10 protein-coding genes are annotated in these 10,898 nt (G+C 64.5%); 3 read left to right on the forward strand and 7 right to left on the reverse strand.

Translation table 11 applies throughout. From position 1 onward, the window contains the following. Positions 1-122: 122 nt before the first annotated feature. The 4 genes from AC4D2R_RS17770 to AC4D2R_RS17785 all read right to left on the reverse strand — a co-directional run bounded on the left by AC4D2R_RS17770 (position 123) and on the right by AC4D2R_RS17785 (position 3,438). Entirely contained in the window at positions 123-359 is a 237-nt protein-coding gene (locus AC4D2R_RS17770; protein ID WP_490941429.1) for a hypothetical protein, read from the reverse strand. A 56-nt stretch (positions 360-415) separates the two neighbouring features. Further along, positions 416-553, reverse strand: coding sequence for a hypothetical protein (locus AC4D2R_RS17775; protein ID WP_490941430.1), 138 nt, complete (start codon positions 551-553; stop codon positions 416-418). A 198-nt stretch (positions 554-751) separates the two neighbouring features. Next, positions 752-2,674: an ABC transporter permease gene (locus AC4D2R_RS17780; RefSeq protein ID WP_490941431.1), complete on the reverse strand. Its 1,923-nt coding sequence runs from the start codon at positions 2,672-2,674 to the stop codon at positions 752-754. Next, a complete protein-coding gene (locus AC4D2R_RS17785) occupies positions 2,671-3,438 on the reverse strand; it encodes an ABC transporter ATP-binding protein (RefSeq protein ID WP_490941432.1) in 768 nt (255 codons plus the stop codon). The genes AC4D2R_RS17780 and AC4D2R_RS17785 overlap by 4 nt, the downstream gene beginning before the upstream one ends. A 109-nt stretch (positions 3,439-3,547) precedes the next feature. Between AC4D2R_RS17785 and AC4D2R_RS17790 the strand changes: the two genes are divergently transcribed. Both AC4D2R_RS17790 and AC4D2R_RS17795 read left to right on the forward strand, forming a co-directional pair. Then, positions 3,548-4,840 carry a sensor histidine kinase gene (locus AC4D2R_RS17790; RefSeq protein ID WP_490941433.1) on the forward strand — a complete coding sequence of 431 codons (1,293 nt, stop codon included), beginning with the start codon at positions 3,548-3,550 and terminating at the stop codon, positions 4,838-4,840. Next, entirely contained in the window at positions 4,833-5,525 is a 693-nt protein-coding gene (locus tag AC4D2R_RS17795) for a response regulator transcription factor (protein ID WP_490941434.1), read from the forward strand. The genes AC4D2R_RS17790 and AC4D2R_RS17795 overlap by 8 nt, the downstream gene beginning before the upstream one ends. Before the next feature lie 957 nt (positions 5,526-6,482). On the opposite strand, the gene AC4D2R_RS17800 is transcribed toward AC4D2R_RS17795, so the two are convergent. From AC4D2R_RS17800 to AC4D2R_RS17810, 3 genes are all read right to left on the reverse strand, one after another. Next, positions 6,483-7,133 (reverse strand): GNAT family N-acetyltransferase, encoded by a 651-nt coding sequence (locus AC4D2R_RS17800; protein WP_490941435.1) that lies wholly within the window; start codon positions 7,131-7,133, stop codon positions 6,483-6,485. 96 nt (positions 7,134-7,229) lie between these two features. After that, on the reverse strand, positions 7,230-7,958 hold the full coding sequence (locus AC4D2R_RS17805; protein ID WP_490941436.1) for a DinB family protein: 729 nt from the start codon (positions 7,956-7,958) through the stop codon (positions 7,230-7,232). A gap of 447 nt (positions 7,959-8,405) precedes the next feature. Next, positions 8,406-9,158: an SDR family NAD(P)-dependent oxidoreductase gene (locus AC4D2R_RS17810; protein WP_490941437.1), complete on the reverse strand. Its 753-nt coding sequence runs from the start codon at positions 9,156-9,158 to the stop codon at positions 8,406-8,408. Between the two features lie 118 nt (positions 9,159-9,276). On the opposite strand from AC4D2R_RS17810, the gene AC4D2R_RS17815 reads away from it, so the two are divergent. Then, a complete protein-coding gene (locus tag AC4D2R_RS17815; RefSeq protein WP_490941438.1) occupies positions 9,277-10,227 on the forward strand; it encodes an AraC family transcriptional regulator in 951 nt (316 codons plus the stop codon). The last annotated feature ends 671 nt before the right edge of the window (positions 10,228-10,898 follow it).

The raw sequence follows: 10,898 nt of genomic DNA on the forward strand, positions 1-10,898 counted from the left end.
TCAGCACCTTCGGTGCTTCCTCGGGGGCGTCCTTGGTGGCGGCCGAGGAGGTGCAGGCGGTGAACGCGAGCGACGCGGCCAGCGCGGTGGTGATGACCGCGGATTTGGGGGTGTGTTTCATGTCAGTGCTCCGATGCGGTGGAGGGGGTTGTTCCTGATGCTGCGCGCCTCCGGCGCCGGTGCGCCCGGACAAGGAATACCGCGCAGGCAAGGGCGATGGCTGCGGTGGGGCCCGAGAGCCCCGGGATGGGAACCACCGTGGTGGTCAGGACGTTGGCGGCCAGTGCTGCGGTGAGTACTGCCCAGAGCACGATGGTGCGGCCGGGTTCCTGTCCTTGGACACGGGTGTGGTGGGTCATGGGCAAACCATTCGGGTTGGAGGGCTAGTTGGTTGGTGGGTGGGGGGGTTGGTGGGTTAGAGGCTGCGGCGTTTGAGGGTGAGGGCGGCGCCGGTCAGCAGGAGCCCGGTCAGGACGGTGAGGGCTCCGAGAGAGCCCGCGCCGGTGAGGGCGCTGGGTGCGCTGATCAGGGCATGGACCAAGGTCACGGGCATCAGCTGCGCGTTTGAGCGGCGGCCTTACCTCGGGCGAAGCTTCGAGAAGCGGATCGGCCAGATCCTTGCCATCGGTGTGATTCCGGGGAACGGGATGAAGGGGGCCCGGCTGCGGTCAGTTCGAATCAGGCGGCGACCTGAGGGACAACAGGTGCGTCCTCTGGACCGACGTTCGGAGCCGGGCTGATACTTCACGGCTCATTCGTGTGCACCGAGGGCCCGGATGGCCGGAGCCTTCATGGCTGCTCGTGTTGCCAGAAGGGCGGTGATGGTCGTGAGCGTGGCAACGAGCAGGGTGATGGCGCCCAGGAGCGTCCAGGGGATCGCGATGACCGGCTCGCCGTAGAGGCGGTAGGTCGATGTCCACAGTCCCACGAGGGAGAGCACGGCAGCGACGGCGCCGAGGATGAGGCCGATGGTGGTGACGGCCAGGGCTTCGATGACGGTGCTGTGCTGGATCTGCCGCCGGGTGAGGCCACTGAGCCGCAGTGTCGCCAGTTCGCTGCGGCGTTGACTGATGGAGATGGCGAGCGTGCTGAGAACGCTGATGAGGGCGTAGAGGCTGCCGAGCCCGACTATCATGACCATCACGGCACGGTTTCCCGCGGCGTTGGCTCTGTTCTGTTCTTCCGTGAACTCCGCCGGTGTCTGCACCGTGGACGCACCTGCGGCGGTGAGTGCGGATTCGACCATGGCCGTCTCGACGCCGGGAGCGAGCTGGACCAGGACGGTGGTGGGCCCCTGGAGCAGGTCGGTGGGCAGCAGTGAGCGGTCGATGTAGTAGCCGTCGGTTCCGGAGGGGGTTGCGGACATCCTGGCGGCCTCGCTCAGGACAAGGGTCCGGCCGTCAATCTCGAGGGTGATCTGGTCATATGCGCCATCGATGGTCGATTCCAGGCCGGGACCGAAAATGAGGCTGTCGGGGCCGAAGTCGGCCACACGACCGCTGTCCGGCTGTTGCAGGTGGGTGGCGTTGAACGCGTCGGGGTCGACGGCGACGACGGTTCCGGGGCCGGTGGTGGTGGCGCCGCCCGTGGTGAGCTGCACGGACAGTGGCACGACCGTCTCGGGTGAGGCGACGGAAATTCCGTTGATGTTCTCCAGTGCGCTCAGGTCGATGTTCTCGCCGGTTGCGATCAGGTCGGCGTCGAAGATCAGCGTGGCGGCGCCGGATTCGGTTTGGGTGTTCACAATTCCTTGGAGGCCCATGACGAGACTGACGAGCACAATCATCGGCGCCGCGCCTGAGGCGGTGCGGCGCACAGCGTCGCGCAGGTTCGCCACGGCCAGGCCCGCGACCGGGGAGCGGCGCGACCAGGGTGTGAGCGCCAGAGCCGCGGCGGGCACGAGCAGGGGTGAGAGCCGGCTCATTGCGACCGAGCCGGTCATGATGATGCCAAGGCCGAGCAGCAGTGGGAGGACCAATCCGCCGGCCGTCGCGGCGAAGTAGGTCTGGAGGGCGGTCAGCGCCAAGGCAGTGATGGCCGAGATCCATCGACCAAGGGTCATGACACGCCGTTCACCGCTGCTGCGGCGCAGCGCATCCAGGGGACTGACTTTGGTGGCGCTCTTGGCTGCACCCCGGGCGCCGGCGAGGCAGACCGTGAGGGCGGCGATCAGGTCGACCACCAGGACTGCGGGTTGGATGGGGGTGGCGAGGCCTTCGGGGAAGAAGCCGAGCCCGGACAGAAGGGTTCGCTGCACGGTGGTCAGAACTGTTCCGAGCAGGGCCCCGGCCAACGCGCCAAGCAGCGCGGCGAGGAAGGCTTCACCGAGCAGGAGCCTGCGGATCTGGCGCCTGGTCACGCCGCCGAGTCTGAGGATGGCGAGATCACCCCGGCGCTGGTCAACGGCAAAACCGAAGGTCGAGCCGACAACGAAGATGGTGAGGAAGATGCCGATCATCAACGCTATCCCGGTCAGCTGGCTGGCATCGGTGCCGGACTGGCGGAATGCTTCTGCTTGTTCGGGGGTCAAGCTCGTGGGTGCGTCGGCGTTCTCGACGCCGAGGATGATCGTGAGGCCTGCATGGACGATAGCGACCCCGGCGGTCACGGCCAGGAGGGTGCCGACGAAGAGCTGCCAGCGGTCGGCAAAGGTGCGCAGGGCCAGGCCGATCATCCCTGCACTCCCGTACCGGCCAGCGTCTCAAGCTCGGCGAGGGTGGCGGCGATCTGGTTCGCGTCGGCGCCGTTCAAAGTTGTGACCAGGCGTCCATCGCGCAGGAACGCCACGTGGTCGGCGCGGGCGGCGGCCGACGGATCATGGGTGACCATCAGGATTGTCTGGCCCTGCTCATCGACCAGGGCGCGAAGGAGATCCAGCACCGTGGCGGCGGAGGCACTGTCCAAGGCTCCGGTGGGCTCGTCAGCGAACAGGATGCTCGGCCGGGTCGCCAGGGCGCGGGCAATGGCGACGCGTTGTTGCTGCCCGCCGGAGAGTTCGCGTGGCTTATGGCCGGTGTGCTTGCCCAGGCCCACGGAGTTGAGGGCTTCGGTAGCGGCCCTGTTAGCGTCACGGCGTCCGGCCAGACGCAGCGGCAGGGCGACGTTCTGCGCTGCGCTAAGGGCCGCGACGAGGTTGAACTGCTGGAAGATGAATCCGATCTCGGTGCGCCGCATCCGGGTCAGCACGTCGTCGCTGAGGCTCGCGATATCGTCGCCGTTGAGGAGGATCTGTCCTGAGTCAGGGGTGTCCAGCCCGGCAGCAGAGTTCAGGAGGGTGGATTTGCCTGACCCCGATGGCCCCATGATCGCTGTCCAGGAACCACGACGAAGGCCGATCGTGACCCGGTCGAGCGCCGTGAGGGTGGATTTGCCTGACTGGTAGGTGCGTGTCACATCGTTGAGATGCAGCACGGTGCTGTGCGGGGCGTTTGTGGTCATGCATCCAGTACACCGTGGGACCCCCGCGCTGCGCAGTGGGGCCACCCCGTCGATCCAGGGTATGGCTGGCCCTACCTTCTTCGGGCCGGTTCGTCTCTACACTGGTCAGGTGATCAACGCGGAGTCAACACATGAGGCCCTGCCGGTCATCAGGCGCTGGAGAGCGGTGCTCTACTCTGCGGCCGTCTGCATCCGGGCCCTGGTGGTCATTTCCGTTGTCGTGCTGCTGGGCACACCGATCGGGATTGCGCTCAGCGGCCCTGTGCCCGGCACCGATACCGCTGCGGGCCTGGTTACCGCGGGTCTGGCGCTGCTGGGTGTGGGACTCCCGCTTATCTCGGTCGTTCTTGCCCGGGCCGACTGGAGCGGAGCGACCGCTCTGCTCGACCGATCCGCTGGGGGGCCTCCGGGTGTCCGGCTCCGTGAGCCGCGGACGCTCATCCGCCCGTTGGCCTACACCGTGATGATGCTCACGATCGGCGGGGCCATCGCGGTCTTCGCTGCGCTGGTCGTCCTGGTATCCCTTGTCGCCCTGATCAGCCCGCTGCTGACGGCAATGGGAGACCGGGAGGCGATCGTGATTGGGCCGTTCACGGTGAGCACCGTACCCCAGTCGGTGTTGGCATCGGTCATCGGAGTCGCTGTGCTCACCGCGCTCGTTGTCACCTCACCAGCTTTCTCCAGGGCTCATGCCTTGGTGGTCCTCCAGGTGTTGACCCGGCCGGAGCAGCGCCTCCAGCGTGACCTGACGGTGACCGCGCAGTCGCGGGCGCGCCTGGTGCGTGCCTTCGACATCGAACGCCGCCGTATCGAGCGGGACCTGCACGATGGCGTGCAGCCGCAGCTGTTGTCGGTCAGCATGACGCTCGGGCTCGCCCTGGCCGCCATGCCCGATGATGCCCCCGGCCGCTCTGACGTGACCCGCGCCCAGGACCAAGCCAAACAAACCCTGGGTGCCTTGCGCAGCTTCGTCCGGAACATCCATCCCCAGGTCCTCACCGATCATGGCCTCAGCGCAGCGATCCGCGAACTGGCCGACACACTTACCCTCCCCATCGCTGTCGAGGACCGGCTGACCGGCCGCTTGCCCACGGAGGTTGAGACCAACCTGTACTTTTGCGTCGCCGAACTCCTCGCCAACGTCATCAAGCATTCCAACGCCGGGCAGGCCCAGGTCCGGCTCCAGCGGCCCGCGCCCGGAGTCGTGGAGGTCCGGGTCCGAGACGATGGTGGCGGTGGAGCAGGCACTGCCCATCGGGACAACGGCGGGCTCAACGGCATCTCCGACCGCATCGCCGCCCTGGATGGAGACCTGGAGATCGACTCGCCTCTGGGTGGACCGACGACCATCACGATCGCCATCACCGTCCCCGCAGTTGGGAAGGGCCACCCGGATGACTGATTCCACTACCACCGGCCCGGCCGCATTGGAACCGGTGCGGGTGGTCATCGCTGAGGACAACGCGTTATTGCGCGAGGGTCTGCAGGTGCTGCTCGAACGTAACGGGTTCGTCGTCGCCGCGGCGGTGGATACGGGCGAGAAGTTGATCGCCGCTGGACGCGACGCCGCGCCGGACCTCGTGGTCACCGATGTGCGCATGCCGCCGACGTTCCGCTCTGAGGGGCTCGTCGCGGCGGTGCGCCTGCGTGAAGAAAACCCTTCCCTTCCAGTGGTGGTCCTGAGTCAGTATGTCGAGCAGAGTTACGTCGCCGAACTGCTCGACAGCGCCGGTGGAGCCGGAATTGGTTACCTGCTCAAGGACAGAGTCAGCGACGTCGCGGACTTCGCGGACACGCTGCGCCGCGTTCATGCCGGCGGTACGGCGGTTGACCCGGCGGTTATCAGTCAGATGATCAGGCGGCACCGCGACCCGTTGGCCAGGCTTACTCCCCGCGAGCGGGAGGTGCTGGCCGTCATGGCCGAGGGCCACTCCAACGGTGCTATCGCGCGGCGTCTGTTTGTTTCTGAGGCAGCGGTCGTCAAGCATATTGGTAACGTCATGATGAAGCTTGACTTGCCGCCCAACGACGATCAGAACCGCCGGGTTGCGGCAGTGTTGAAGTACTTGCGCAACCAGGAGAGCTGAGCCGGTTCAGCGCTTCAGGCAATGGCATTCGCGCTTCAGGCGGCTGGCGTGTCCGTGACGGGCAGCATGACGCCGCCCGTGCGGTCAGGAGGGCCGCGAAAAAGAGCAACGCGGTGGTATCGACGGCCGTATGGAGCAGTGGGGCGGGCCGGTTAAGCTGGCCCGGGCTAACTGCCATATGACGGGGTCGAAGGGTCGGCCCCCGGGGTCCCACGTGACCGCTTTCTGTGTCTCTATAGCCGCCAGCGAGCGAACCAGAGGTCGCCGCAGCCTACGTTCGCTCGTAGTGATGGTGCTCATCGGCCGTCAACTCTCGGTGGCTGCTTCGCCTGAGCTGCTCGGCCAGGAGGATAGCCAGCTCAAAAAAATTCTCACCACAGTCGTGCAACTACCCCGCCGCTCCCCCATGAAGGAGTAAGGAAGCCCAAACCGGGCTTCGCGAGAGAAAGGAGGCGTCCGACCCTTAGAAAACCTCTACCAAGCCACCAGATCCGGCACCCGGACCGCACATTGCGCCGGATTGTCCACAGCCAGAGAGCAAAACAGCCTCTGACTATGGGAAACATGTGCCCGAAGTGGGACTCGAACCAGACGCCCAAACCCGGAAATCCGCCACTCCCCCGAGAACATCCGCGATCCGGCCCAAACCGGCGCCGGTACGGCCCAGTCCGGGACCGAATGTGTGGACACTGTCCACACCCCCGATCCTCCCCACCAGAGAGCCGCACCCCGCCGGGAGGCGAGTGCGACGCCGTCGTGGTGTGACGCGTGGACCGACTCAGCCGATCCCTCGATCCCCGGCCGATTGGTGTCTCTTGCCCTTTGGCCCTCGGCCCGTGCCCGGCGAAGGCCAGGAGTGCGGGCGCATCCACCCGCTGCAGCTCCCATCGCACTTTCCTGATGTTTAGCTTGAGATTGCCGCCAGCTGCGGTAACCCGCGACTGATCTCCAATAAAGTTAACCTTGGGGCCGGGGCTTCTTCCCGGCCTCAAGCCCTGATCGGGTCATCAGCGGATCCAGTTGGACTCCGCACCCAGCTGCCCATTCCCGGTCCAGTATCGCGAAAGCGTACTCGCTTCCCCATGCTCCTTTGAAAAAAATGTTCTCGTGGAAATACGCCTCCCTCCGCATCCCCACCCGGTCGAGAAGGATGGCCGCGGGATAGTTGAGGGCGTCGGTGACCGCGGTGAGGCGGCGGAGGTGCAGTGTCCCAAAGGCGTAACCGAGCAATCCCTGAACTGCCTCAAGGCCATAGCCGTTCCCCCAATACTCGGGCGCGAGGGTGAACCCGAATTCGGCCATACTCGGTTCGGCGTCATCCACCTTCAATGCGAGGTCGCCAATGAGGGCGCCGCCCTCGCGCTCCTCGAGGGCGAACTGGTACCACTGCCACGGTACGCCCGGCAGGGCGTCGTGCATTGAGTCGATGAGGGCTCGGCCCTGTTCGATGGTGTAATTGCTCCAGCTTTGGTACCGCTCGACGCCGGGATGGGCTCGATAAGCGGTGAAGGCCCCAGCGTCCGCCGCAACGAACGGGCGGACGCGAAGACGAGGTGTTTCGAAATGGACAGGGATGGACCCTGATCGGGAGCTCTTGTTTATGGTCATTCCATCTTTCTCTCCGCATGACGGTTGGTTTCGCTGATAGTTGCTGTGGTTGCTGAGGGCCTTATTACGCCGCCTGGCTGGCTGCCTTTGGCTCTATCAAATAAGGGCGAGATCCCGTTGGATGTAGCGCAAATGCGCCCACTCCTCCTCCAGGATCACGCGAATGCAGTCGCCGACGCTGGGACGCCAATCAGCGCCGCCCCACGGGTCCTCGCGTTCCTCCGCAAGCAAATCCGCCGTGGCGGTGGCCAGGAAATCGGTGACCTGCCGTTGTCGCTCTGCCCGAACCGTAAGGATCTCCTCATACGCAGGCGGATCCACGCGGAAGATCGACATGTCGAAGCCCATCTCGCCGGCCCCGGTAAAAATCTGCCCGATCTCGTGGAACGGCTGCTCCTTCCGCAGGATTCCGCCGCCGAGCCAGGCATCGGTCGCCAGGATGAGGTGCCGGAGGGTTTGAGACAAAGACCACTCGTCCTCTACGTGCGCGTCCACCAGGTCCGACGGCGTACCCGTCACCGTCTTCTGCCACGCGGATTGCACAGCCCTCCACCCCTTGCGCAGGCCTTCAGGGGTCTGTGACTTCTGCAGTTCGCGGCCCGGGAACTGTCGGTTGAGCTCGGCATCCACGAGCGGCACCACGTCGACCCCGTTGATCAAGAGGCTGCCGAAAAATAGGTCGTGGCTGTCGATGTCGAGTCCGTCCACGTCGACGCCGCGCATCGAAACACCGCTGACATCGGAGAATCGCAGAGTGGCGCCCTTGAAACTTGCCCTGACAAAGGTCGCGCCCTCAAACTCATTTGTGCCGAAATAGGTCGTCATCGCCCCATTATCCGGTCCAGGGGCGCTAAGAGATACGCCACAGAATGTTCATTTATGGTCACCATATGAATTGGCCCCGAAAGTGGCCGTTCTAGATGTCCGGGTGAACTTTGCGCAGGATGGCGGGCTTTTTGCAGGGCGATAGTGGGGTGGATGCTCACTGACGATTCCCTTTCGCGGTGCCGCCCGGGGGCGGCGGATCACTTCTGTGCTCACTGGAAGGGCTGGGTCAGCGGAATGCCCGAAGCATAAACACGCCACCGCAACACCTGACGGGGAATGTAGTTCCCGGTGATCAGCCCAACTATCTCGCTCACTGCGGATACGACGGCGATCATTCAAGCACGGCAGCATTGGATTGAATCCCGTCCGGGAGGCGCCGAGGCGTTGGAGCACTACACCTCGGCGCCTCTGGGCGCATCACCCATGCGCGAACGCGGTGCCTTCTCAGATTTGGTTCGTGCCTCCGTCCACGTAGATGTTCGAGCCGACGACGTAGCTGCTCTGGTCCGAGGCCAGGAATGACACGACGGCGGCGGCCTCCTCCGGCTGACCCATGCGGCCCTTCGGGACTGTCGCGGCGACGTGCTCCTTAATGGCTTGAGCGGTCTCCTCATCGCCGAATGCTGCGGTACCTCCTGGAGTCTCGATCCACGCCGGCGACACCACGTTCACCCGGATGCCACGGTCCTTGAGTTCCGTGGACCACGTCCGTGCGAAGGACCGGACAGCGGCCTTCGACGCCGAGTATGCACCGAACGCTTCCATGCCGCGATCGGCGGCGGTCGATCCGACCAGGATGATCGAGGCATGGTCGTTCAGGAGCGGCAACGCTTTCTGGACGGTGAACAGCATGCCTCGAACATTGACCGCGAAGGTCTGATCGAAGTGTTCCTCGGTGGTCTGTTCCAGCGAGCTGAACGAACCGACCGCGGCGTTCGCCACCAGCACGTCCAGACCCTTCCCTCGCGCCCGGACCGCTTCGTAGAGCCGGTCCAGATCCTCCGGCTTGGCGACGTCGCCGACAACGGCGGTGGCCCGGTCCGCCCCGATGGTCTTCACGGCGGCTTCAAGTTCAGCCTCGCGGCGGCCGGTGATGAAAACGAACGAACCCTCATCTGCCAGTTTCATGGCGGTGGCCAGGCCGATGCCGCTGCTTCCTCCGGTGATCACCGCTGTTTTGCCGTCAAGCTGTTCCATGTATACGTCCTTCAATAGGGGTTGTGTCGGGTTGTGCAACATCAATACTGCAGTGGGGTAAGGTACGATTCAACATATATAGTCCGGTATTGTTTACAGATCGTCCGAAAGGAATGTGATGCTCGGGTTTGGAGATCCAGTCGCCGATGCGATCGGTCTTTTGCGGCCGCGAACGGTCCTCGAGCCGAGCCTGCGGGCCGCGGGGGAATGGGCCTTGCGTTTCGACACCTTCCCCCACGTGAAGGTGGGCGGTGTCGTCCGCGGTAGATGCTGGCTGCTCCTCGATGGACACAAACCGGTGCTCCTCGAGGAGGGCGACACCTACCTTCTAGGCAACCCGCCGCCTTACGTCATGGCTAGCTCGCTGGAGGCACGTCCGCGCCCTGCCAAGCCGCTGTGGGAGGGCCCCCAGACAGGCATCGTGAGCATCGGCCCGGAGGTCGAGCAACACACATATCTTTGCGGCGGTCATCTCGCGTTCGATGACAGGAATGTATCCGTCCTGACCGATTTCCTGCCGCCGCTGGTAATTGTCCGCGCGGCTGATCCCCGCGGCAGGCACCTTGCGTATCTGATCGAAATGTTGGCCAGTGAGGTCGAGGCCTCGGCCCCGGGTGGACCGCTGGCGATGAACCACCTCGCCCAGCTCCTGCTCGTGCACATGCTGCGCGCCCATGCCAGCCAGTCGGACCGGCCCACAGGCTGGCTGCGTGCCTTGGACGAAGATGGTGTCGGGGCCGCCCTTCGCGCCATGCACGCGGACGTAGCTCATCCGTGGACCCTCACGGAACTGGCCAAGATCAGCCATATGTCACGTTCCGTATTCGCCCGGGCTTTCAAGAACCAGGTTGGGGTTCCGCCGTTGGAGTACTTGATTCGATGGCGGATTAGTCTCGCGCGTGACGCCCTCGCCCATGACAGCTCCTCCATCTCAGAACTCGCTCAAGCAACTGGTTACCTGTCGGAAAGCGCGTTCAGCACCGCTTTTCGCCGCGTGGTTGGATCATCACCTGCCCAATTCAGGAACCAGGCGCGGCAGACACTGTACGCGACAGCGAGCGGAGGCTAAGGAGGTTCACCACGAGGAGCTACCGGCTATTGGAGCCGGAGCCAACGTCCTGCTGGGTCGAACAAGGTGGAGTGGGAGAAACGGCAGGGATGAGCCCGCGAACGTGGTGTGTCGACGCTCGTGGTTCCCGCGCCTTAGGAACGTCAAACTCGGTCGGATTGTCGCTGGAGGTTCTTGCTCGGGAAACAGAAGTTCGCCGGCGCCGATCACTGTTCTGCCGGCGCAAGGGATTGGTAGTAGCTTCCGGCGCACCAACCAGCGTTTAGTGGCGAACCCTGTAACGGGGTCATAGCCAAGAAGCATTGAGATTCTCGTCCGACAATCATCAACCGGGTCCACTTCAAGCCGTCCAGCCGGGGCCAAAACGGCTTGACACAGTCAAGCCCGGCTCGTCGCAACGACTCCTCTGAATTGAAGTGCCAGCTAGTGCAATCGCTCGTTGTGCAACGCACTTAGTGGGTGGAGGGTAGGTGCGCTGGTCGGGCGGTTGCCCGCGGTCATGCTTGGGGGGCAGACTTCAGGACCGCTGTAGCCCCTTCTCCTCCCGACGCAGGGCAACAACCTTCACTCGGTGCTTATTGTGGTCCCGGCATAATTACCTGACTAGAGGCCGGGGACCCGGTGTCGCCATCGTGGACCTCGAGGTGCACCCACCGGTCGACAACAGCAAA

Source organism: Arthrobacter sp. TJ-217 (assembly GCF_058269255.1).

Coding starts and splice junctions, on each gene's coding strand:
- AC4D2R_RS17770 (WP_490941429.1), bottom strand. CDS start 359: ATGACCCACCACACCCGTGTCCAAGGACAGGAACCCGGCCGCACCATC.
- AC4D2R_RS17775 (WP_490941430.1), bottom strand. CDS start 553: ATGCCCGTGACCTTGGTCCATGCCCTGATCAGCGCACCCAGCGCCCTC.
- AC4D2R_RS17780 (WP_490941431.1), bottom strand. CDS start 2,674: ATGATCGGCCTGGCCCTGCGCACCTTTGCCGACCGCTGGCAGCTCTTC.
- AC4D2R_RS17785 (WP_490941432.1), bottom strand. CDS start 3,438: ATGACCACAAACGCCCCGCACAGCACCGTGCTGCATCTCAACGATGTG.
- AC4D2R_RS17795 (WP_490941434.1), top strand. CDS start 4,833: ATGACTGATTCCACTACCACCGGCCCGGCCGCATTGGAACCGGTGCGG.
- AC4D2R_RS17800 (WP_490941435.1), bottom strand. CDS start 7,133: ATGACCATAAACAAGAGCTCCCGATCAGGGTCCATCCCTGTCCATTTC.
- AC4D2R_RS17805 (WP_490941436.1), bottom strand. CDS start 7,958: ATGACGACCTATTTCGGCACAAATGAGTTTGAGGGCGCGACCTTTGTC.
- AC4D2R_RS17810 (WP_490941437.1), bottom strand. CDS start 9,158: ATGGAACAGCTTGACGGCAAAACAGCGGTGATCACCGGAGGAAGCAGC.
- AC4D2R_RS17815 (WP_490941438.1), top strand. CDS start 9,277: ATGCTCGGGTTTGGAGATCCAGTCGCCGATGCGATCGGTCTTTTGCGG.